This window comes from Pelomonas lactea, assembly GCF_043555885.1.
Classification (GTDB): Bacteria; Pseudomonadota; Gammaproteobacteria; order Burkholderiales; family Burkholderiaceae_C; genus Pelomonas; species Pelomonas lactea.
In genome coordinates this window covers 90344-115512 of record NZ_JBIGHX010000002.1, presented here as the reverse complement: position 1 = coordinate 115512, position 25169 = coordinate 90344, and the positions used below count along the sequence as shown (strand labels likewise).

1 protein-coding gene (cut by both window edges) is annotated in these 25169 nt (G+C 70.1%); it reads right to left on the bottom strand.

Every position in this 25169-nt window falls within one protein-coding gene, locus ACG04Q_RS04930, for a tandem-95 repeat protein, read on the bottom strand. The gene is 45654 nt long; 3032 of those nucleotides lie to the left of the window and 17453 to its right, leaving coding positions 17454-42622 in view — codons 5818 (partial) to 14208 (partial); reading right to left, the first codon wholly in view occupies positions 25166-25168. The start codon and the stop codon both lie outside this window.

Genomic DNA, 25169 nt, shown 5'->3' with positions numbered 1-25169 from the left:
GCAGCGTGTAGCTGTCGTCGACCGCCACCGGCGCGGCGTTGGTGACGGCAATGCGCACGATGCCCGTCGCCGTGCCACCGAAGCCATCCTTCACGCTGTACGCAAACTGCGTGTTGCCCGAGAAGCCAGCCGTGGGCGTGAACCGGAAGCCGCCGTCGGGCAGCGCCACCACCGTGCCCTGCGTGCCGGTCACGTTGATGGCCGTGACGGTCAGCGCGTCGCCGTCTGCGTCGCTGTCGTTGCCCAGCATGCCCGGCGCCGCAATGTCCAGCACCTGGCCGGCATGCACCGCGTAGCTGTCGTCCAGCGCCACGGGCGCGGCATTGACGACCTGGATGCGCACGATGCCCGTGGCCGTGCCGCCCACACCGTCCTTCATGCTGTAGCTGAACTGCGTGCTGCCAGTGAAACCGGCGGTGGGCGTGAACCGGAAGCCGCCGTCGGGCAGCGCCACCACCGTGCCCTGCGTGCCGGTCACGTTGATGGCCGTGACGGTCAGCGCGTCGCCGTCGGCGTCGCTGTCGTTGCCCAGCAGGCCTGGTGCCGCGATGTCCAGCACCTGGCCAGGGCGCACCGTGTAGCTGTCGTCAACCGCCGCCGGCGCGGCATTGGTGACGGCAATGCGCGCGATGGCTGTGGCCGTGCCACCCTTGCCATCCGCAATCGTGTAGGTGAACTGCGTGTTGCCGACGAAACCAGCCGTCGGTGTGAACACCAGACTGCCGTTCGCGTTGACGGCCACCGTGCCCTCAAGGCCGGTGGTGTCGATGTGGGTCACTGTCAGCGTGTCGCCGTCGGCGTCGCTGTCGTTGGCCAGCACGCCCGGTGCCGCGATGGTCAGCGTCTGGCCGGCGTGGACCGTGTAGCTGTCGGCCTGGGCGACGGGCGCGCTGTTGTTCTGCTCGACGGTGACGGCCACGGCGGCCGCGTTGAACGTGCCGTCCTCATTGGTGGCCGAGGCCTGGATGCTGAAGCTGCCGGCGGCCGTGAACACGTGGGTGGCGCTGGTGGCGCCGCCCGCGACGGTGCTGGTGCTGCCGTCGCCCCAATGGATGGTCCAGCCGCTCAGCGTGTCCTGACCCGGGTCGGTGGCGCCCAGCGTCAGCGTGTAGGTCTGGCCGGCGTCGATGGTGGCGGCGCCGGTGGCGATGAGCGTCGGGGCGACGTCCTTCACGTCGACGTCGAAGCTGGTCGTCGCCAGGCCGCCGGCGCCGTCGTTGGCCTGCACGGTGAAGCTGTAGGTGGCGTTGCCATCGGTGGCCGTCCAGCGGATGAGGCCGGACGCGGCGTCGATGGTGGCGCCGGCCGGCGCGCTGGTGAGCGACCAGCTGAAGGGGCCGGGGCCGTCCACGTCGGTGGCGGTGGCCGTGACGCTCAGCGTCTGTCCTTCGTTCAGCGTCTGCTTGGCGATGGCGGCGACGGCGGGCTTGTCGTTGACCGGGTTGACGACGAGGTTGATCGTCGCCGTGCCGGCCTTGCCGCCGGCGTCGGTGACGCGGAAGACGAAGCTGTCGATGCCGTTGTAGTCGGCATCGGGCGTGTAGGTGACCGCGCCGGTGTTCGGGTTGATGGCGCCCAGCGTGCCGTGGGCCGGGCCGCTGACGAGGCTGAAGGTCAGCGCGCCGCCTTCGGGGTCGGTGCCGGCGAGCGTGATGGGCTTGGCCACGTCCTCGTCGACCTGCACGGTCTGGCCGGTGGCGACCGGCGGGTCGTTGGCCTCCATGTGCAGCACCAGCGTGCTGGCCGGGTGGGCGCCGTCCTCGTTGGTGGGCGTGACGCTGACCGTGTAGTTGCCGTCCACGCCCGCGTAGGTATGGGTCAGGCTGCCGGGGTTGCCGGCGATGGTCTGCGTGCTGCCGTCGCCCCAGTCGACGAACAGCGACGTGATGGTGTCGGTGCCGGGGTCGGTGACGGTGTAGGTGAACGTGTAGGCCTGTCCGGCGACACCGTTGCCGCTGCTGGGCGCCGTGAAGGCCAGCGTGGGCGCGACGTCCTTGACGAGGATCTTGAAGATGGCGTCGGCGCTGCGGGCGGGCGAGCCGCCGTCGCTGACGCGCACGAGGATGTCGACGCTGCCGGGGCCGTCGGCGGGCGTCCAGCGGAACAGGCCGGTCGCGGCGTCCAGCGTGGCGCCGGCGGGGCCGCTGAGCAGCGTCCAGGTCTTGCTCGGGCCGTCGGGGTCGGTGGCGGTGAGCTGCACCTGGATCTGGCTGCCCTCAAAGACCTGCTGGTCGGCCACCGGCGCGATGACCGGCGCGTCGTTGACGTTGAGCACCGTGAGGCTGAACGTGGCGGTGGCCGACGTGGCGGCGTTGCCGGCCGCGCCGTCGGGGTCGCCGCGGTCCTTGGCGCGCCAGGTGAAGCTGTCGGCGCCGATGTAGCCGGCGTCGGGCGTGTAGACCCAGGCGCCGCCGGCGCCTTGCGTCACGGTGCCGTGGGCCGGGCCGGTGACGAGCTCGAACGTGAGGTTGGCGCGGGCGGTCTCGTTGTCGGTGGCGGCCAGCAGCAGGTTGAGGCTGCCGTTCTCGTTGACGCTGGCCGACTGGTTCTGCACCACCGGCGCCGTGTTGGTGGGCGTGACGTTGAGCGTGATGGTGGCCGAGGACACGCCGGTCTTGCCGTCGTCGACCTTGAAGACGAAGCTGTCCGGGCCGTTGTAGTCGGCGTCGGGCGTGTAGGTCAGCTTGTGCGTGACCGGGTCGATGGCGGACAGCGTGCCGTGCAGCGCGCCGGTGGGCAGCGTGTAGGTCAGCGCGTCGCCGTCGGCGTCGGTCGCGGCCAGCGTGATCTCGATGCTGCCGTTCTCGGCCACGCTGACGGTGGCGGGCGTGGCCACCGGCGCGTGGTTGCTGCTGCGGTCGATCGTGAAGGTGCGGACGTAGTCGCCGCCCGGCGTGCCGTTGGCGTCGCCGTCCAGCGGGTTGCCGGCGGTGTCGAAGATGGCCTTGGTGCCACTCAGCGTCAGGCGGTACTTGCCCTCGGCGAGCACGCCGCCGAAGTTCAGCGTCAGGCTGGTCTCGGGGAAGGAGTAGAACGGCGTCAGCTTGACGATGACGTCGTCCCCAGTGTCGAACTGGCCGTCCGCGCCGGCGCGGCGCAGCTCGTAGTTGGCCGGACTGCGGGCGGACACGCCGTTGAGCTTCTCGTCGAAGTCGATCTGCACGGCCGAGAAGGCCAGCGCCGTCGTGCCGCCGTTGGCGGGCAGCTGCGAGATGCCGACGACCTTGGGGCCGGTGGTGTCGCCCGACGCGCCCTGGAACTCGTAGGCGCCGATGTCGTAATAGACAAGGCCGGGCGTGGGTGTCCACAGCAGCGAGCCGGCACTGGCCAGGCTGGCCTGGCCGTCGTAGGCGGACAGCACATAGCTGCTGCCGTTGCCAGCCGACAGGCCCACGGTGGGCGTGAGGCCGGTGTTGCCGGCGCCGTAGTCGAAGCGCACCTTGCCGTCGGCGAACAGCGTCATCGACACATTGACGTCGGTGGTGGTGCCCTCCAGCCGGGCGGCCCAGCGCACGGTGATGCTGCTGGCCGTCTGCGCAACGAAGATGTCCTTGCCGCTGCTGTAGGTCTCGAGGTTGTCCCACAGCGGCGCGATGCGGACGTTGCTCAGCAGCACGTCGGTGGTGTTGGCGTTGCCGTAGTAGTAGTCGGAGTCGCCGGCGGTCTCGAACTGCACGTAGCCGTTCACGTTGACCCACATCTTGGTGTAGGTCTTGCCGTAGAACGTGAAGTTGAAGCCCAGTGCCTGCTCGAAGGCACCGTCACCGGTGCGGAAGTTCTTGGCGGTGCCGGTGGCAGCGAACTGCGAGCCGGCGTCGGAGGCAACGAACAGGTCCCAGCCGGCGCCCTTGTTGGTGACGTCTGGGTCGTTGACGCGGTCACGGCCTTCGATGTCCTTGGGTGGCGCGAGGTAGGCGTTGCCGGCGTCGATGGCCGGCGAGAAGGCGTCGAGCTCGAAGTTGTCGTCGAAGCCGTTGCCGGTGGACACGCCCTGCTCGCCGAGGATGTTGTCGGCGCCGTCGATGTCCAGCAGCAGCGGGTTGCCGGTCTGCGAGTTGGCGTCCTTGCCGGAGGCGGCCTGCCACGCGGCCAGCGTGGCCTGCGTGGCGCCGTTCCACAGGCCGATGTAGGCGTTGGCGGCCGGGCCGCGGTAGAGCAGGTTGTGGTTGCTGACGAGGCCGGTCTGGCTGTTGTTGTCCACGGCGATGCCGTAGCCGGCGTCCACGCGCAGGATGTTGTTGGCCAGCAGCACGTTGCTGGCGCTGGCCGTCAGTCGGATGCCCTCGCCCACCGTCTGCAGGATGGTGTTGTTGTAGAGGCCGTCGCCAGCGTCCGTGTTGTGGCCGCCCTGCACGCGCACACCCTGGTTGGTATTGGCGTAGATGACGTTGTTGAAGATGCGGCTGTAGCCCGTGTCGATGATGCCGACCGAGTTGCTGTAGATGCGGTTGCCCTGCAGCACGCCGTCGTAGATCTGCACGCCGGTGGTGTTGGCGTAGATGGCGTTGCCGCGTATGTCCACGTTGGCCTGGCTGCCGTCGATGCCGATGCCGTTGTGGTGCACCAGGTTGTTCTCGACGATCAGCGAGCCGTAGACGAACTGGATGCCGTAGCTGGCCTGGTTGTAGACCTCGTTGTTGCGGAACACGTTGAGCGTGCCACTCCAGTTGTAGAGGCCATAGCCGCTGTTGTCGTGAACCTTGTTGCCGTCGACGATGTTCGCGCTCCCGCCCGAGAAGTACAGGCCGTTGGCGTTGTTGCGGATGTCGTTGTTCTGGACACGGTTGCCTGTCGCGTTCTCGAAGTAGATGCCGCGGCTGGCGTTGTTGCGCACGACGTTCTCGACAAGCAGGTTGTTGTCGTTGCTGGCGCCGAGCCAGACGCCATCCTGCGTGGCGCTGCTGATGTCGTTGCCGCGCAGCGTGTTGTTGTCGCTGTCGACGTTGGTGTTGAACACCACGCCGTAGGCCGCGCCGGTGATGTTGAGGTGCGAGAGGGTGACGTTGTCGGCGCCCGAGAACTCCACCGTGTAGGCGCCGGTATTGGTGTTGCCGCGGTTGAGGGTGGCCGTGTGGCCCACGCCGGTGGGGCCGCTGACAGTCACGCCGGAGTCGCTCGCCTCGAACAGCGCGTTGGTGTAGATGCGGTAGACGCCGGTGTCGACGTGGACGACGTCGCCCGGGTTCAGATCGTAGGCCCGCAGCAGCGCCGTGAGGCTGGCCATCGGGTGGGCGGCATCCTTGCCGCTGTTGAGGTTGTTGCCGATGGCGGTGCTGGACTCGTCACCCGCCAGGCTGCCGTCGTTGATGAAGAACTCGGTGCCACCGTTGGCGACCAGGAAGGGCTCGTCAGACACGTCCTGCGCGGCCACGCTGCCGTCGCCGTGGCGCAGCACGGCGCGGATGAGCGCGGTGTTGCCGGCGGAGGTCTGGTCGGGCGTCCACGCGTAGTGCCCGTTGCCGAACCGGTCCATGGCCAGGCCCGTGGCCAGCGTCTGCCAGCTGGCGCCGCTGTCCAGGCTGGTCTGCAGGTCCACCGTGGCCTGCAGATCGGCCGCGGGCACGACGCGCAGGATCTCGATGCCGCTGATCTCGGCGCCCCAGCCATTGGTCTTGGTGATGAGGTCGAGGTTGATGCCGTTGCCGCCGCTGGCGACGACGTCGAACTGGCGCACGACCGCCTTGAAGTTCGCGCCGGCCGTGGCACGGATGTCGAAGTTGCTCTGCACGGTGTTGCCGTTGAGCTTGATGTCGAACTGGCGACTGCCGACGTTGGTGTAGAGGTAGCTCTCGGCGAAATGCAGCCGCACGACGTACTGGCCGTCGTCCACCGGCAGTGCCCAGCTCAGGCCCTGACCGACCGTGCCGTTGGCGTACACGTTGGTCTGGTAGACGCTCGCCGGTGCCGGGTCGGTGGCGCCGCTCAGGTCCACCGTCTCGTTGAAGCTGCTGTAGCTGTAGTACTGCGTCTGGAAAGCGTTGCGCTGCCAGTAGCCCAGCACCGGGTCACCCACGGGGCCTGCGTTGCCGGTGTTGATGAGCAGCGCCGGCTCCGTGCGGTTGATGCCGGCGGTGTGCCAGCTGATGTCGGTGGTGGTGCCCACCTCCAGCTTCGCGTAGCCACTGGGCCCGGTGACCTGGATCATCGGCACGACGCTCTGCGTCGCGTTGACCGTGTTGCCGTAGGCGCCCATGTCGATGCGGGCGCCGTTGTTGGCCGGTTCGTGCACGAAATCGAACGACGGGTCGCCGGCGTCGACACCGGCCGAGCCTGCCACCAGGCGGAAGTCATCGTCGCGGCCGGTGTCGCCCTGCACGCGCTGCACACGGATGGCGTCGGCCGTGAACTTGCCGTAGGCGCCCGTGTCGGTGACGCGCACCGTCAGCGTGCTGCCGCTGATCACGACGGTGGCGATCTCGCGCCACTTGGCGCCGTCGGCCGTGAAGTCGTTGGGCAGGCTGTTCTGTGCGGTGCGCTGGAAGCTGACCTGGTTGTCCGGGTCGACGAGGCCGTCGTAGATCTCGTAAGGCGTGTTGCTGGCGTAGCCGCCGCTGGCGGCATGGTTCCAGGTCGCCGCGATCTGGTAGGTGCCCGGAGCCAGGTCGGTGAAGGTGTAGATGGCGACGTTCGCGCCAGTGCCGTAGTAGTTGCCGCCGGCCTCGCGGCGGTCGTTGCCGTAGCCGGGCGTGCCGGTGGTGACGGTGGTGAAGCTGCCGGTGAAGCTGACGCCGATGTCGCCGTCATCCAGGATGACGGCGGCACCGATGGCCTGCTTGGTCCAGCCATAGACACCGTCCGTGCCGTCCACGTCGCGGAACTGAACGGGCGCGACCTGGCTGTGCGTGTCGTTGCCGGTCTCGAAGCGCCAGGTCAGCAGGTTGGAGAAGTCCACGCCCTCCCAGGTCATGCCGACGAAGGCGGTCGGGTCGGTGCCGGCGAAGAGGTTGAAGTCGCTGTCGAAGCCACGCTCGGCGTTGGCCGGCACGACGATGGCCGTCGCGTCGGTCAGGTCGAAGATGTTGTTGCGCAGCCGGACGTTGGTGGCGTTGGCCTCCACCTCGATGGCGCGGCCGCCGGTCTGGCGGATGGTGTTGTTGTGGAAGCCGTTGCGGTCGTCGCCGCTGCGGCTGCCGGCGATGCGCACGGCCGTGACGTTGGCCCAAAGCACGTTGTTGCGCACCATGTCCGAGCCGCTGTCGCGCAGGCCGGTGGTGTTGCTGTAGATACGGTTGTCCCAGATCGTGCTGCTGGAGGCCTCGATGCCCAACGTGTTGGCGTAGACCTGGTTGCCCACCAGCTCGGCACCGCTGGCGGCGATCCCGGTGCCGTTCTGACGCAGCACGTTGTTCTCGGCACGCACGTTGTTCAGCGACAGGCCGGTGCCCGCGCCCCAGACCTCGTTGCCGCGCAGCAGGCCCTCGTAAGACACCGAGAAGCCGGTGTTGACGTCGTGCACGCGGTTGCCGGTGAACAGCGGCCCGTCGTTGGCCTCGTCGCCCGCCGACCAGCTATAGATGCCGGTGGACTGGTTGTAGACCTCGTTGTTCGTGACGACGGCGCGCGTGGCCTGCTGGACCTGGATGCCGGTGGAGTTGCCGTTGTCGTGGACGGTGTTGCCGGTGACCAGCGCGTCATCGACATTGACGCCCACCCAGATGCCGCCGCTGCTGTTGCCGGTGACCTCCAGATTCCTCAACGTCGCGCGGTGTGAGCCGCTGTTGTCGCCCAGCACCAGGCCCCACTGGCCGCCGCTGAGCTTGAGGTTCTCCAGCGTGACGTCGCTGGCGCCGCTCAGCAGCACGGCGTACTGGCCGCTGTTGGTATTGCCGCGGTTGAACTCGGTGATGGCGTGCAGCGCGCCGACGATGCGCACGCCGGAGTCCTTGGCCGTCAGCGTGTAGTTGGTGATGAGGTTGTAGCGGCCGCTGTCGACATAGATGGTGTCGCCCGGGCCCACGTCGTAGGCGCGCAGCAGCGCCGACAGGCTGGCCATGGGGTGCGCCGCGTCCTTGCCGCTGTTGGCGTTGTCGCCCACCGCCGTCGTGTACTCGTCGTTGCCGAGCGAGCCGTCGTTGACGTAGTAGGCCTTGCCGCCGTTGGCGATCAGGAAGGGCTCGTCGGACGTGTCGGTCGCCAGCGTGGCGCCGCTGCCGTTGACGGCAATCGCGCGGATCAGCGCCGTATTGCCGGCCGTCGCGAAATCAGGCGTCCAGCTTGCGCGGCCGTTGCCGAAGCGGTCCAGCGGCAGGTTGCTGGCGATGGTGGTCCACGACAGCCCCATGTCCAGGCTGACCTGCAGGTTGACGCGGGTGCTGGCGTCTCCCGCAGGCACCACGCGCTGGATCTCGATGCCGCTGATCTCGGCACCCCAGTTGGCGGTCTTGGTGATGAGGTCCAGGTTGATGCCGCTGCCGCCGCTGGCCGACACGGTGAACTCACGCACGACGGCCTTGAAGTTGGCGCCGGCCGCGGCGCGGATGTCGAAGTTGCTCTGCACGGTGCTGCCGTTGAGCTTGATGTCGAACTGGCGGCTGCCGACGTTGGTGTACAGGTAGCTCTCGGCGAAGTGCAGGCGCACGACATAGTCGCCGTCACCGACCGGCAGTGCCCAGCTCAGGCCCTGGCCCACGGTGCCATTGGCGTACACGTTGCTCTGATAGACGCTGGCGGGCGCCGGGTTGGCGACAGCCGTCAGGTCCACGGCCTCGCTGAAGCTGCTGTAGCTGTAGGCCTGCGTCTGGTAGCTGTTGCGCAGCCAGTTGCCCAGCGCGCCGCCCGCCACCGGGCCCGCGTTGCCGGCGTTGATGGCGAGCACGGGCTCGGTCGGCAGCAGGCCCGCCGTGTGCCACTCGATGGTGGCCGGCGTTCCGACGGTCAGCTTGGCGTAGCCGTTCGGGCCGGTGACCTGGATCAGCGGCGCGGGGCTCTGGGTAGCGCCCGTCGTGTTGCCGTAGGCGCCTTGGTCGATGCGGGCGCCGTTGTTCAGGGGCTCGGCGCTGTAGGCCAGCGTCGGGTCGCCGCCGTCCACGCCGGCCGAGCCGGCGACGAGATGGAAGTTGTCGTCCGCGCCGCGGTCGCCGCCGATGCGCTGCAGCCGCAGGCCATCGGCAACGATCTTGCCGTAGGCGCCTGCATCGCTGATGCGCACGGTCAGCGTGTCGCCGCTGATGACGACGGTGGCCAGGTCGCGCCAGTTGGCGCCGTTGGCGCTGTAGTCGCCGGGCAGGCTGTTCTGGCCGGTGCGCATGTTGCGCACGAGGTTCGCCGCCGTCGCCGTGCCGTCGTAGAAGCTGTACAGCGTGTTGCCGCTGTTGCCCGACGTGCTGCTCCAGGTGCCGGCGATGACGTAGGTGCCCGCCTGCAGCCCCGTGAAGGTGTAGGTGGCGGTGTTGCTGCCGGTGCCGTACTGGTTGCCGTTGGCCTCGCGGCGGTCATTGCCCAGCCCGGAGGTTGCGGGCGTGCCGGTGGTGACCGTCGCCCAGCTGCCGCTGAACGTGACACCCGCATCGCCGTCGTCGAGGACGACGGCATTGCCGATGGCGGCGCCATCCCAGCCGGAGAGGTTGTCGGCGCCATTGGCGTCGACGTAGCTGGGCGTGGCGACGCGGCTGTGCAGGTCGTAGCCGGTCTCGTAGACCCAGTCCGGGCGGCTGGTGAAGTCACGGCCCTCCCAGCGCGTCAGGACCGTACCCGCCTGTTGGCTGAACAGGTTGTAGTCGCTCTGGTAGCCGTTCTCGCTGTTCGGGTGGACCGAGATGCCGGTGGCGCCCGAACGCAGATCGAGGATGTTGTTGACGATGCGTGCGTTGCTGGCGTTTTCCACCAGCACGGCCATGCCGCCCGTCTGCACGATAGTGTTGTTGACGACGCCATGCAGCTCGGTGCCGCTGTGGCCACCGGTCAGGCGCACGCCGTTGGTGTTGTCCCAGATCAGGTTATTGACCAGCAGCGTATTGCTGCTGGCGTTGACGCCCAGCCCGTTGTCGTACACGCGGTTGCCGCTGGCCACCATGCTGCTGATGTTGAGGCCCGTGGTGCTGGCGTAGACGGTGTTGCTGGTGACCGAGACGCTGTTGGCATCGATGCCGGTCGTGCTGCCCCACACGGTGTTGCCGCTGACGTCGTAGTTGCTGCCGGCCGAGATGCCGGTGCCGGCCGCCCAGACGGTGTTGTTGCGCACCCAGCCGTCGTAGGACTGCGAAATGCCGGTGGACACGTCGTGGACGAGGTTGCCGATGACCATCGGGCCGTCGCTGGCCTCGTCGCCCGACGACCAGGTGTAGATGCCGGTGGACTGGTTGTAGACCTCGTTGCCGCTGATGAGCAGGCGCGTGGACTGCTGGCCCTGAATGCCGGTGCTGCTGCCGTTGTCGTGGACGACGTTGTTGATCACCTTGCCGTCGTCGATGTTGATGCCGACGTAGACGCCGCCCGAGCTGTTGCCGCTGACGTCGCTGTTGCTCAGCGTGAAGCGGTGGGCCGTGGAGTTGTCGTTGACGACAAAGCCCCACTGGCCGCCGGTCAGCGTCACGCGGTCCAGCGTCACGTCGGTGGCGCCGGTGCCCAGCACGAAGGCGTACTGGCCGCTGTTGGTGTTGCCGCGGTTCAGCACCGAGGCGTGGTTGACGGCGCCGCGGATGACGACGCCGCTGTCCTGCGCATCCACCAGCAGGTTGGTGGACGAGTTGTAGACGCCGGTGTCGATGAGGATGAGGTCACCCGGCTTGAAGTCGTAGGCGTTCAGCAGCGCCTGCAGCGAGGCCTTGGGCCTGGCCGCGCTGCGGCCGTCGTTCGCATCGTTGCCGACGGCCGTGGCGTACTCGTCGCCGACCAGCGAGCCGTCGTTGACGTAGAAGATGCTGACGGTACTGGCGAGGTTGAACGTCGCGTCGGATTGGTCCTTGACCGCCGGCTGCGTGGCGGAGCTGACGCGCAGCACGTAGTCGCCACCCGGGAACTGGCCATTGCCCGGCGTCCAGTCGAAAACGCCATCGTTGGCCTCGTTGGCGGCCACGGAGAACCAGGTGTTGCCGTCCAGGCTGATGTCGAGGTTGACGTTGCCGGCGAAACCGTCGGAGCGCCAGCGCACCGTGAAGGTCTCGCCCTCGGCCACGGTCTCGCCGCCGTTGGGCGTCATCACACGGATGTAGACGGCCGGGCTCAGCGACGCGTAGGCGGTGTTGCCGTCCGAGCCGATGTTGACGTAGCCGCCGCGCGGCGTGGGCTCGCGGTCGAAGGGCTGGTCGAGTGCGCCGCGGTCAATGCCGGGGCTGTCGGCGCCGTCGCGCACCAGCGTGCCCGTCAGCAGCGTGGGCAGGCCGCCAGCACCCAGCACTGGCGCCAGCGACGCGCCGTGGAAGCTGCCCTGCGTGCTCTGCAGGTGGAAGTCGTCGTCGCGGCCATCGCTGGCCGGGCCGGCATAGCCGAGGTTGCCGTCGGCGCCGTCGATGTCGACGAACAGCGGGTTGGTGGCCTGGCTGTCCAGGTCCTGGAAGTTCGCCTGGCGCCAGCTCGTCAGCGTGGCGCGCTGCGTGCCCTGCCAGATGCCCACGGCACCCTGGAAGATGTTGAAGTTGGACGTGAAGCCGTTCTGCGAGTTGGCGTCGACGTTCAGCGCCACGCCACCCGCGCCCAGGCCGACGGCCCACAGGATGTTGTCGATGAACTTCGCGTTGCCGGCCGAGCCGTACAGCTGCACCGCGTCGCCGGCGCTCTGGTAGACCGTGTTGCCGATGAACTGCGGGCTGCTGCCGTTGAGTTGAACGCCCACTGACGCGTTGCCGTACACCAGGTTGCTGCGCAGCACGCTGTTGCCCTGGCTGTAGACGCCCACCAGGTTGCCGTACACGGTGTTGCCGGTAGCCGTGGACGTCGTCATCCACAGGCCCGTGCCGTAGCTGTAGCCGGTGGCCGGGTTGTTGTTATAGATGCGGTTGTCGGTGGCCGTGCCGCTGGACAGGTACAGCCCGTTGGCATTGCCCTGGATGACGTTCTGGCGCGCCTCGCCGTAGGTGACGGCCAGGCCGTAGTTGCCGCTGCCCAGGTTGCCGCTGGCGGTGTTGCCCTGCACCAGCGCGTTGCCGCTGATGCCGGCGCCGCCGTTGCCGTTGTTCAGGAAGCGGTTGCCCAGGCCGGTGCCGAGGGCGCCGCCCACCAGCGCCTGGCTGCTGCCGCCGACGTTGTAGGCCAGGCCCGTGCCGGTGTTGCCCTGGAACAGGTTGCCTTGCACGCGCACCGCGCCCGGGTACCAGAGGTTGGCGCCGACGCCGATGTTGTCGGTCAGCGTCGAGTTGGTCAGGAAGCCCAGGCTGCCTTCGGCGTAGAAGCCGCCCTGGCCGCGGTTGCGGCTGGCGGTCAGCTGGTCGATGCCGCCCAGCGTGCCGCTCAGGTACAGGCCGGTCTGGCCGTTGTCATGCACGTTCAGGCCGGTCCAGGTCTGCAGGCCGGCGTTGACCTGGCTGGCGTAGATGCCCTCGTTGACGTGGCCATAGGCCTCGATGCGGCTCAGCTCCACTGCATCGGCGCCGCCAGTGAGCAGGATGCCGCGGTTGGCGTCGCGCAGCACGAGGTTGCTGATCGTGACGAAGTCGGTGTCCGACAGGTCCAGCAGCGCCCAGGTGCGCTCGTTGGGCACGATGGGGAACAGCGTCGCCAGGTGGCCGCCCAGCGTCGGTCCGGTGAGGCGGAAGCCCTCGTCGATGCCGAAGCCGCGCGTGGCGGTGCCCGACAGCGTCAGCGACTCCAGCAGCGCGTAGTCGCCGGTGTCGACGTACAGCGTCGCGCCGGCCTGCAGGTCATAGGCGCGGAACAGGTTGGTGACGTTGGCCTTGGGCGCACCGGCGGACTTGCCGGTGTTGCGGTTGTCGCCAGCGGCCGTGGCGTATTCGTCGCCGGCGGCGCTGCCGTCGTTGACCCAGTAGGTCAGGCCGTCCTCGGGCACCGTGAAGGGCTCCTGGCTGCGATCCAGCACGGCCGCGTTGCCCACCAGGCTGACCTGGATGCGCAGGCCCTTGGTGCCGAAGTCGATGCCGCTGTTGCCCGGGATCCACGTGAACTGGCCGGAGTCCGGCGTCGCGCTGACGACGTTGGCCACCCACTTCGGGCCGTCGGCCGTGTCCTGGTAGACATCGATGCGCACCGGCGAGTCGTCGGTGTTGCCGAAGGTCTCCCAGGTGATGTTCAGCGGCTTGAACTTCTCCCAGTCCAGGTAGAAGTCCGGCGAGCGCAGGTTGATGCGCGGCGCGCCGGCCACGGGCAGGTCCGTCGCCGCATGGCCGTAGGCGCCCAGGTCGCTGGCCTGGTTCTCGCTGACCTTGTAGAGGAAGGCCTGGTCGAAGTAGCCGTCGGCATTGCCGCCGGTGATGCGGTTGGTGCGGAACACGAACTCCACCGAGCGCGTCTGCACCGGCACCTCGGCACGCTGGCCCACCAGCTCCCAGCGGTTGGTGCTGCCGCCGGCCTTGGCCACGGCGGTGGCGAGCACGTCACCCGCCGCGTTGCGGAAGATCAGCTGCACCTCGCCGCTGTCCACCGGGCTCTCCACGCCCATGCGGATGCGGCCGCCGAACAACAGCTCGACGTCCTGGCTGTCGGCCTGCGCCGCGGTGAGGCCCAGCTGCGCCAGCGTGAAGGTCTGGCGCGCGAAGCCGCCGGCCACGCCGCCGGCGAAGAAGAAGTTGCTGCCCTCGTAGGCCAGCGGCGCGGAGCCGCTGGGCGTCACGAAAGCCTGCGAGCCGGCGTTGACTTCCCAGCCGGTCGTGCCGGTCTCGAAGCCCGGGTTGGCGATGAGGTTCTGCTCGGCCGGGTTGCGGCCGTTGTCCACCAGCACATTGCCCATGTCGATGCCGGGCGAGCTGAAGCGCTGCAGCGCCACCGGCTCGCGCAGACGGAAGTCGTCGCCCAGCACGCTGACGAACTCCGGCCGCGCCCACGTCGGGTTGACGACCGTGGCGCCGATGGAGTGCAGGTCGAACCTGGCGATGTCGGCCTGCCAGTCGAGGATGTCGCGGAAGTCCTTGGTCCAGAAGCCGACCTTGCCGGCGCCCGACGTGAACAGGTTGTTGTAGTCGGAGTAGAAGCCGTAGCGGCTGTCGTTGGCTACAAACAGGTCATAGCCCGCCATCGCCCACATCAGGTTGTTCTGCACCTCGACTTCGCTGCTGCCGCCCTCGCTGCGCAGGTTGTCGCCGGTGACGGCGTAGAAGGTGTTGTTGAACACCCGCACGTCGTTCCGGCCGTTGATCTCCACGCCGACCAGCGTGTTGCGGTAGAACAGGTTGTGCAGGATGCGCTGCTCGCTGGTGGCGTTGATCGCGGTCGTGTTGGCCGAGAAGCGGTTGAACTGGATGGTGCCGGTGAACGCGTTGACACCGGTGACGTTGGCGTCGATGAGGTTGGCATGCGCCAGCGTCTCGCCGCCCAGCTGGCCGGCGCCGGTGACACCCACCGTGTTGCCGCGCACGACCTGGCCCTGCATCAGCGCGCCGCCCAGCAGTTGCACGCCGGTGGCGTTGCCCTCGAAGGTGTTCGGGCGGTCGACGGACACGCCCACCCAGCCCAGCGCGGCCGCGCCGGCCAGGCTGCTCTTCAGGCCGACGGTGGCACCGGTGACGGTGTTGCCCGCCAGCTGGTTGCCGGCCGCATAGTTGACGCCCAGCGCGCCGCCCTGGACGCGGTTGTTCTCGATGACGCCGTCGAACGTGGCCAGCAGGTCCAGGCCGGTGCCCGCGCCGGTGGCGATGAAGGTGTTGCCGGCGATGCGGCCGCTGGCCGTGGAACCGGCGGCGATACGCAGCGCCGCGGCCGTGCCGGTGATGCGGTTGTCGCGGATCTGCACGCCGGTGGCGCTGTCCAGCAGCAGGCCCACGCCGCCGGAGATCGTGTTGAAGCGCAGGCTGGCGTTCTGCACGCCCGCGCCGATGCTGACGCCGCCGGTGAACGTGTTGCCGAACAGCCGGGCGCCCTGCCCTGCGGTCAGGCTGACGAGGCCGGTGACGCTGGTGTCGCTGACACCCGCGCCGTTGCCGGCGATCGTCAGCGTGGACTGCAGCTTGAGGTTCTGCAGCGTCACGTTCGCACCGTCGATAGCGACCGCGCCGCTGATGCTGCTGCCCGGCGCGCCCCAGATCATCACGCCGGCATCGCCGGCCGACACCGTGAAGCCGCCCTGGCTGCCGCTGACGACGATGACGTCGCCTGCGCCCAGCGTCTGCGTGTCGAGGATGTTCTGCACCGTGTTCCCGGCCGTGGCCGTGAACACGCGGCCGACCGGTGCCGCATCGGCACGCACGAGGATCTCGGGCGAGCCGGCCGTCGTGTCTGCCCAAGCCAGCAGGGCCTTGCCGGTCGAATCGACGGCCAGCGCCAGTTGCTGCGGCTCGCCGCCGGTCTGGCTGATGCCGCTGCCGGCGCCGATGCCGCTGGCCTGGCCGGGCAGCACCTCCTCGAAGTGCTGCGTCGTCGCGTTCCACTGGCGCTCGTAGAGGCTGGTGGCCGCGTCCAGCAGCGGCGTGTTGGCCCACACCAGGCGCAGCGACGTGCCGCCGGCCGCCAGCTGCGGCAGGCCGGGGCGGCTCTGGTCCTTGATGACGTCGCGCACCGTCACGCCGCCCGCGCCCAACTGGGCGGTGACGACGGTGGCGCCCTGGTCGGCCCAGGCCTGCCAGGCGACGAACAGGCTGCCACCGAAGTAGGCGACGCTGGGTTGCGCATGCCAGGTCGAGTCGAGACCCAGCGCCGTCTTCACGGCGGCGCCACCGGACACCCCGGTGCCGGCGTCCGAACCGGCCAGGCCCGCCCACGTGCCCGCGCCCGGCGTGTCACCTGGCGTGAACTCGGTGATGTAGACCTGGCGCAACGACGTGCCGGCCTGCACGGCCGAGTACGCGATGGCGACCTTGCCACCGCTGGCCGCGACGCTGAAGTCGCGCAGCTCGGTGCCGACCGCAAGGCCGGTGCCCGTGGGTGCCGCCGCGCTGCCCAGCGCGACCCAGGCGCCGCCGGTGTAGAGCCGGGCGTACAGGCGCAGGTTGCCCGCGGCGTCGTCCGTGTAGACGACGACCGGGCCGTTGGCGGTGTTGACCAGCCTGGCCTGCACTGCATGGCCGTTGCTGGTGGCGTTGGGCAGGCTTACCCAGCCCGAGCCGTTCCAGCGCTTGACGACGATGTCGTGGCTGCCGTCAGCCTGCGTCTCCGTCCAGGCGACGATGGGCGCACCGCTGCCGTCGACGGTCAGCGTCGGCTTGGCGGACGCCGCCGCGCTGCTGGCGGACACGCCGCCCTGCGACGCGCTGCCGCCCAGCGCCACCCACTGCGTACCGTCGTGCCGGGCGACGTAGATCTCCAGGTTGCCGTTGCGGCTGTCGCTCCACGCGACATAACGCTCGCCGGCCGGGCCGGTCGCGACGGCCGGGTCCTGCGACAGGCCCAAGTGGCCGCTCAGGCCGCTCAGGCCGCTCAGGCCGCTCAGGCCGCGCAGCGCGTCGGCCGCGCTGCCGTTCAGGTCGGCCCAGCGGCCGCTGCCCACCACGCCGTCGGGCAGCTGGCCCACGGCGCGCGGGCTGGTGTCGTCCACCGGCACGACGGCCGGCGCCGGCGTGGCGGTGACGGTGCCGTTGAAGGACGCGTCGTCGCCACCGCCGCCGAAGTCGATCAGGTTGGTGCTGCCGCCACCGGTCTCGGCGACGGCCATGCCGGCCACGCCCTGGATGAGGTCGTCGCCGCCCTCGCCGTACAGCAGGTCGTTGCCGCCCTGGCCATAGAGCCGGTCGCGGCCCGAGCCGGCCTCGTTGCCGTTGGTGCCGAAGTCGCCGTAGAGGTAGTCCGCCGCGTTGTCATCGCCCGCGCCGGTGGCCGCGTGGCCGTACAGCGTGTCGTTGCCCGCGCCGCCCACCAGCAGGTCGGCACCCGCGCCGCCTTCGAGCAGGTCGTCGCCCTCGCCGCCTTCCAGCGTGTCGGCGCCGGTACCGCCGTCCAGGCTGTCGTTGCCCGCCAGGCCTTGCAGACGGTCCTCGCCGGCGCCGCCGTAGAGGTGGTCGTCGCCGTCGTTGGAGCCGATCAGCAGGTCGTCGCCGTCGCCGCCGTCGATCGTGCCATCCTGGCCATAGCCCTGGTTCAGCTCGTCGTTGCCGGCCTCGCCGTAGAGGCTGTCGCGGCCGAAGCCGCCGTCCAGCACGTCGTCGCCGCCGCCGCCGTACAGCAGGTCGTCGCCCTGCTCGCCGTAGAGCCGGTCGGTCGCGTTGTCGTCGGCGGGCTGCTCGGTCAGCTCGGTCGGCGCGTGGCCGTAGAGCGTGTCGTCGCCGCGGCCGCCGTAGAGCTGGTCCTTGCCCGCGCCGCCGTAGATCGTGTCGTCGCCGGAGCCGCCGTCGACGAAGTCGTCGCCCGCGCCGGCGTCGACGAAGTCGGAGCCGCCCAGCGCCCAGATCTGGTCGTTGCCGTCGCCGCCCAGCAGCGTGTCGCCCTGCGCACCGTCGCCGCCGTCGTCGCTGCCGAAGAGGCGGTCGTTGCCCGCACCGCCGGAGAGCGTGCCGCCGGCGCCCGCACCGGCGTCGATGAAGTCGTCGCCCGCATTGCCGGAGATCGTGTCGACGCCGTCGCCGCCGTAGAGATCGTCGGCACCGCTGCCGCCGCTGATGATGTCGTCACCGCCGCGGCCGTAGACCGTCCAGCCCTGCGACTGGGCAGACACGTCCAGCGTGTCGGCCTGCTCCTCGCCCGTCAGCTCGGGGCGATCGCCCGTGACCGCGCCGCCGATGAAGGCGACGCCGCCTTCCGCGTCGGCGCTGTGGTGGTCCACCGCGAAGAACAGGCGCTCGCCGGCCGTGACGGTGCCATCGATGCGCAGATCGTCGCCCGCGCTGAGCGTGATGCTCTTGCCGGCCTGCACGCTGCGGCCCTCGCCGACGACGATGTGCTCGCCGGTGGCCTGGCTGTCGCGCGACGTCAGCCGCACATGGCCGGCGCTGCTGATGATGGCGCCCGCGTACAGCGCCTGCACCACTTCGGTCAGCTGCACGCCGCTGTTGCCGCTCGCGTTGACGAGACCGCCGGCCGCGCTGAAGCGGCTGTCGATCTCGATGTCGTCGTAGTAGCTGCCGATGCTGCCGCTGACGGTCAGCGTCAGGTTGTTGCCGTCGATGTCGGAGGCCAGGTCGGACAGGTCGTCAACGAGGTCGCCGTTCAGCACGCTCAGCTCGACGTCGGCGGTGCTGGAGCGCACGCGGTCGAGGTTGAGATCGCCGGCGACCTCGATCATGTAGATGGACCCCGCAGCCAGCGCCCAGACGTTGCCGTGGCTGGGCCGCGAGGAATCGATCTCCAGCGCGTTGGCATTGGTGCCGATGCCGGCGGCGCCGGCCGTCAGGCGCAGGGTGATGCCCAGCACGTCGGCCGCGGCGTCGCCGCCGATCTCCTGGATGCCGCCCTGGGCCGCAGAGATCGTGACGTTGTTGTTGGCCGCCTCCACGCGCTCCAGCAGCACGCTGCCGCCGGTGGACGTGAGGCTGATGGCGCCGGCCTGCGCCAGCACCAGGCGCGGCAGCGTGATGTTGCCGCCGGCCAGCATCGTGATGCTGCCGCCCGCGGTGACGAGGTTGCTCGGGTACAGGCCGATGCGCGTGCCGGTCTGGCCGCCGGTCACGTTGGAGATCGTGCCCTGCGTGGCCGTGATGGACACGTCGCTGCCGGCCACCACATGATCCACCTGCACGGAGCCTCCGGTGCTGGTGATGCGCACGTCGGCCGTCTCGGACCAGATCGACGCCGGTGCCAGCACCTGCTGGCCGGCCTGCAGCGTGACGTTGCCGCCGCCCTGCACGATGCGCGGCAGCGTGATGTCGCGGCCCGCGGTCAGCGTGGCGGTACTGCCGGCCGTCAGCAGGTTGTTCGCGTAGAGGTTGACCCAGGTGTGCGCGTAGCTGGCCAGCACGTTGGCGATGTCCAGCGCGGCGGTGACCTCGCCGTCGGCGCCGGCGATCAGATGGTCGGCATAGACGGAATTGTTCAGGCTCTGTACCGACAGGTCGCCGGTGGCCGCCTGCAGCGTGTGCGGCAGCGTGATGTCGCCATTGCTGCGCACGGTGGCGCTGCCGTTGGCGATCCAGTTGGCGCGCTGGAACAGGTCCATGCGCTGCGCGGGCGTCTGCGCGATGACGGACAGGTCGGTGCCGGCGTTCAGCGCGCCGAGCGTGGTGGTCGACGCGATGGCCTCGTTGCCCGTGCCGAAGAAGCCGACCGGGAAGTCGACGATGGCGCCGCCGGCCTGGTCGGGGCGGAAGTGGCGGATCCAGTTCGTCGTGCCGCGGTCGGCACCGGTGCTGGCGTGGTCGATGTGCACCTGCACCTGGTAGGTGGGCGGCACACCGTTGACGGTGACCTGGCGCCGGGCTTCGCGCAGCAGCAGGTTCAGCTCGCCGCCAGCCGACAGGTTACCCAGCGCCAGCGTGAAGCTGCCGGCGCCAGGGTCGCGCTGCAGGCCGCGGATGCCCAGGAAGGTGCTGCCGCCGGAGGTGCTGGCCAGCGCCGCCGGCCTGCCTTCGCTCTGCACCAGTTCCAGCTCCAGCCGCTGGGCCGGCGTGCCGATGGCGCTGCCGGCGTTGAGGCTGGCCGTGTTGGTGCGCACCAGCGCGGCGCCGCTGAACGGCACGATGCTGCCGCCCACGGCAGCAATCAGCGTGGAGCCCAGCGGGTTGTTGATGACGCCGTTGATCTGCACGTCCGCACCGGGGTTGGTGCTGGTGTTGCGGATCAGCTGTTCGGTGGCGCCGTAGCTGTGGCGGATGTTGAAGTGGAACGGCGTCGCGTCGGCGGCCGGGCCGGTCACGTTGTCGACGTCCAGGTTCACCGTCGGCACCGCCGTCGTGTTGACCGGCGCGATGTTGTTGATGCGCAGGTCCTTGGCCGACTCGTTGGTCAGCGTGATGCGGTTGAAGGTGTGGACGAAGGTGAAGGTCGACTGCGTGCCCTCCACCTTGCCGGGCTGGATGTCACCACGCCCCGGGTCGTAGATGCCGTTGGCGCGGAAGTTGGCCGTGCCGACGCTGTTGTTCGTGATGTCGTTGACGATGACGGTGCCGGCCGTGTTGTTGACCGTCACGTTCTGCGCAGTCACGACGTTGCCCGCCGCGTCGACGTGCAGCACCGGGTTGGGGCCGGACGACAGGCGCGCATCGGCATTGAAGCCGATCAGCTGGTTGAAGCCGTGCGGCGCGCCCGCATGGGCGTCGCCACCGTCGTAGCCCCAGGCGCCGTCCTTCTTGGCGCGGGCGCTCCAGCCGTAGCTGCCCAGCTCGGCGCGCACGTCCAGCGCGTGAGTGTCGAACAGCGCGCCGGCGTCGGCGATGACCAGCGACTGCGTGCCCAGCTCCGAGAACGCGTTCACGTCGGTGCTGCCGGTGGCGGAGTCGGCCTCGCCCTCGGCATAGGTCGTGCTGCCCATGCCGGTGTGCAGCGTCTGCAGGTTGATGTTCTCCAGCGCCGTCACGCGGGCGCCGGCGCGCACGTTGACGGTCGCGTCGGAGTAGAAGCGGCTGTAGGCGTCGGCGTCCGGGTCGGCGTGGGCCGCGGCCGAGTAGGCGTCGGCCGTCACGCGGCTCTGCATGTGCGTCATGCGCGCGGCGAGGTTGACGTCGTCGCCGGCCAGCAGCGTGGCATTGCTGCCCACGTCCACGCCGGTCTGCTGGTGCGCGCCGGACGAGCCGACGTTCCAGTACATGCTGCTCGTCGAGGCGGCACCCAGGCCGCCGCTGGACGCCTTGCCGTAGACGTTGCCGTCGAAGGCCGACTCCGACGCCATCGTCACGTTGTGCGCGGCCGTCACGCTGGCGTTGTTGCCCACGCCGGCCGTCGTGCTGTGGTTGAGCTGCACGCCGCCCGACACCTCGGACGAGTTGATGAAGCCGCCGCCCTTGGAGTTGGCGTCCACCGTGCCGTTCTGGCTGCTCTTGGACTGCAGCAGCACCGAGCCGCCGGACGTCAGCTGCGCGCCGACACCGGCCTGCGTCTGCACGGTCTGCGTCGCGTTGACGAACACCTCGGTGTAGCCCACCGCGATGAAGGCGCCGCCGCTGCTGCCGCCGGTGCCCGCGCCGTTGGCGGCGGAGAAGGCGTCCAGCGTGATGTCCCCGCCGGCCGTGACCTTGGCGTTGTCGCCCACCAGCGCCTTGACGCTGGTGACGATGTCCACACGCGACTCCGAGCCCTTGCTGCCGAAGATCAGCGCGCCGACCGAACCGGACGTCGCGCCGCTGGACACGCCGTTGTCGATGGCATCGCTGATCAGCGAGCGCGCACCGCCGGCGCCCAGCAGCTGGTGGCCGTTGCCCGTGCCGCTGCCGGTGATGTCCAGCTCCAGCTGGTGGCGGCCGGTGGTCGACGCGCCGGACAGCTCGATGCCCTCCGTGCCGATCGTGTGCTTGCCGCCGCCCGCGCCGATGTCGATGGCCGCACCGCCCGGCGTGGCCGCCAGCTGGAAGGTGTTGGCGTCGATGAACTTGACGTAGTAGGTGTTGCCGCTGGCCAGGCCGGACAGCGGCGCCGCGCCGACGCGCGCCAGCGTGTGGCCGCTGGCGGCGGACTCGGCCGAGTTGCTGATGTCGATGGCCGTGCCGTTGCCGGCGTTGGTGGCGTTCAGCGCCAGCTTGATGTGGTCGGCGTCGACGCGGATGACGTAGTAGGTCGTGTCCTCCGTCAGCCCGGTGATGGCCGTGGCCGGCAGGTTGGGGCTTTCGATGACGAGGTCGCGGGTGCTGTACTTGACCGCATCGCCGGTGTTGAAGCCGTGGCCGGCCACGGTGATGACGTTGTCGCCGGCCTGTTCGACGGCGGAGCCCTCGAAGCGCTCGTCGCCGCCGGTGCGATAGGTCACCTGCTGGCCGTCGGCGAAGCCGTGGCCGTTCAGCGTGATGCGCTCGGTGGTCGCATTGACACCCGAGCTGTAGAAGGTCTTGGGCGGCACGGTGGCCGCGGCGGCGCTGGTGGCCAGCTTGATGGTCTGCGCGTCGATGACGCGCACGAAGTAGGCCTGGCCATCGACGAGGCCGCTGATGCCGGGGTTGCCGGCCGCGTGATAGACGACGCGCTGGCCGTCGCCGAAGCCGTGCTCGACGTCGAACTTGATCTCGTCCTTGGCGGCGTCGACAACCGACGCGTTGAACACCGAGCCCAGCTTGACGGCCGTCGGGCTCTGCACGATGACCTGGTAGTTGCGGCCCTCGACGAGCCCGCCGACGGCCGTGTTGGCGTCGTCACCCTGGTTGTAGGTGATGGTGTCGCCGGTGACGAGGCCGTGCTCGCCGTTCAGCGTGATGGTGTTGCTGCCCGCGTCGACGCCACCGGCGCCGAACGTCGGGTCGCCGATGCTGACGGACTGGCCCTGGCGGGCCTGCACCGTCACGCTGCCGCCGGCCGCGACCTCGGAGCCGGCGGCCAGTTCGGCCCGCACGCTCGGGTTCACGTTGATGTCGGCCTTGGAGATGCTGACCGCGCCCGCGCCGCCGGCGCGGCCGACCGCGTTGCCGTCGCCCTCGGCATTGCCGCTGGCCTTGACGGCCACGTTGCCGCCGACGTTGACGCGCGCCCCGCCCGCCAGCTCGGCCGTGATCGTCGGGTTCACGTTGACCAGCGGTGCCGCGCCGTTGCCGGTCACGAGGCCGCCGCTGGTGGCCTTGGCGACCGCGTTGCCGCGGCCGCCGCCGGTGGCTTCCACCGTCAGGCTGGCGCCGGTGACCTGCGCGTTGCCCACGCTGGCGCGGCTGGACGAGTTGGCATCGGCCCGCGCATCGGTGGCGCCGAACGCGCCGACGCCGTAGGCCTGGCCGTCGCCGCTGGCGATGGCCTTGTCGGCGATGCCGGCCAGCACCTCGGTGCCGCCGTCGGCGTTGACCGACGCGCCGTTCAGGATGGCCGCGGACACCGTGGCCGCCGACCCGGCGCGCGCATCGGCGCCGTCGATGCCGACAAGGCCGCCCGCCGCCGCCTCGGCACGGGCCGTGGCGCCCTGGGTGCCGTCGTGCGAGGCCTGCAGCGTGATGCGCCCGCCGGCATCGAGCACGCCGCCGGCGTTGGTCGTGATGGTGGGCGTGACCTGCGCGTTGGACGCCGCCTTGCCCACGCCGCCGAGACCGTAGGCATCGGCCCGCGCCGTGGCCGTGGAGCCGCCGCTGGAGCGCGAGCCGACGAGGATGTTGCCGCCCGCCGTGATGCCGCTGCCCAGCGTCTGCGTGCTGAGGTTGCGCGCCAGCACGGCGCTCGCGTCGTTGGACGCCAGGCCGATGAGGCCGCCGGCCGGCGCCGTCGTGTTGGCCGTGGCGCCCTGGTCGGTGATGGACTGGATGCTGACGTTGCCGCCGGCGTTGATGCCGGTGCCGGCGGCGATGGTGGTCGTCTGGTTGTCGTTGCTGTACTGGTTGTTCTGCGCGTTGGTCAACGTGCCGCCGGCGATGGCGTCGGCGCGCGAGTTGCCCTTGCCGAGCAGGCCGCCGATGACCAGCGCGTAGCCGTTGGCCGTCGCGAGATTGCCGGACAGCGTCGTGACGCTGAAGTCGCCCGTGCCGGCCGACAGGTCGGCGCCGCTGCCGCCCAGGCTGGTGGTCATGTCGGCGGAGGACTGGGCCAGGCTGTCCGAGCCCATGCCGGCGAAGCCGAACGAGCCGCCGGACGCGTTGGCGTCGGCCGTCGCATCGTCGCCCGTGGCGCCGGCGCCGTTGTGGTTGTGCCGGGCCGTCACGCTGAAGCTGCGGCCGGCGCTGACGTCGGCGGCGCCCACCAGCGTGTCCATGTCGGGCCGCACGCGGGCCGTCGCGGTGGAGCCGCTGAACGTGGCCGCACCGGCAATGCTGGTGCCCTTGGCGTCGGCGTCGGCGTCGCCCGTGGAGAGGTTGTTGATGACGACGTCGCGGCCGGCGCTGATGCTGCCGCCGGAGCCGATGCCGACGTTCAGCGTCGGCGTGACGACGGCGCTGGCCGTGTTGTTGCCGAACGAGCCCAGCAGGCCGCCCTTGCCCGCCTGCGTGTCGGAGATGGCGCGGTAGTTCGCTGCGCTGTTGATGACGAGATCGCCGCCCACCGTGCCGGAGATGGCGCCGGTCACGGCATTGGTGGTGCCGCCGATGCTGGCGGCCGACTTGGCCACGCCGCCGGCCAGGCCCAGCGCGAGGTTGAGGCTGTCGCCCCTGGCGTCGGCCGTCAGGCCGGCCAGCGTGTCGAAGCGCACGCTGCCCGAGGTGTTGAACGTGACGCCCGAGCCGGTGTTGTTGGTCAGGTTGGACACGGCATTGGCCGTGGCGTTGCTGCCCGACGACGAGATCGTCGAGCCCGAGCTTGCCGAGGACCGCGCGGTGGCCTTGCCGGCGCTGGCGTTGCCGCCGTTCAGCCGCACGGCCATGACGACGTCGCCCTTGTCGCCATGCGTCGTGATGCGGGCGTTGTTGCCGATGTTGGCCGTCATCGTCGGGTTGACGTCGACATCGGCCACCGTGCCGCCCACGGCGGCGATGCCGGCGAACTGCACGCCGTCGGCCGTGCCGGTGCCCTGCGTCGTCGCGTTGGCGCCGACATTGACGGCGCCGTTGACGTCGATGACCGCGCCGGCGCCGATGCCGGCGGTGACCGTGGGCGTGACGGCGCTGGTGGACGTGGCGCCCACGCTGGCGCCGAACACGCCGCCGGCGGCCGCGGTGCTGGTCGCGGTGGAGACCTGGTTGGCGGTCGCGTCGATGACGAGGCCCGCGCCGTTGACCTTGGCCGCGCTGGTGGCCGCCGTGGTGCCGGTGGACGTGGCCGTGGCCGCCATCGCGCCGCGCGCGGCACCGCCCGCGCCTACCGCGCTGCCGTCGGCGTCGACAAGGTTGTTGGCCAGCGCCTGCACGGTGACGACACCGCCATTGCCATTCAGCGTGGACGTGACCGCCGTGTTGACGCTGGTGTTGGCGCCGGCGCGGGCCGTGGCGGTGGAGCCCGCCACGGTGACGAGGCCGCCGATGCCGGCGCTGTCGGCCTTGGCGCGCGCGCTCTGGCCGCCCTGGTTGTGCTGGGCCAGCAGGCTGACGCCCTGCCCGCTCAGCGTCGTCGTGCCCTGCACGAGGTTGGTCACGTTGGGCGCCACCTCGGCGTTGGCCACCATGACGCCCACGGCCAGGCCCAGGCCGGCCGACAGGCCGCGCGACTGCGCATTG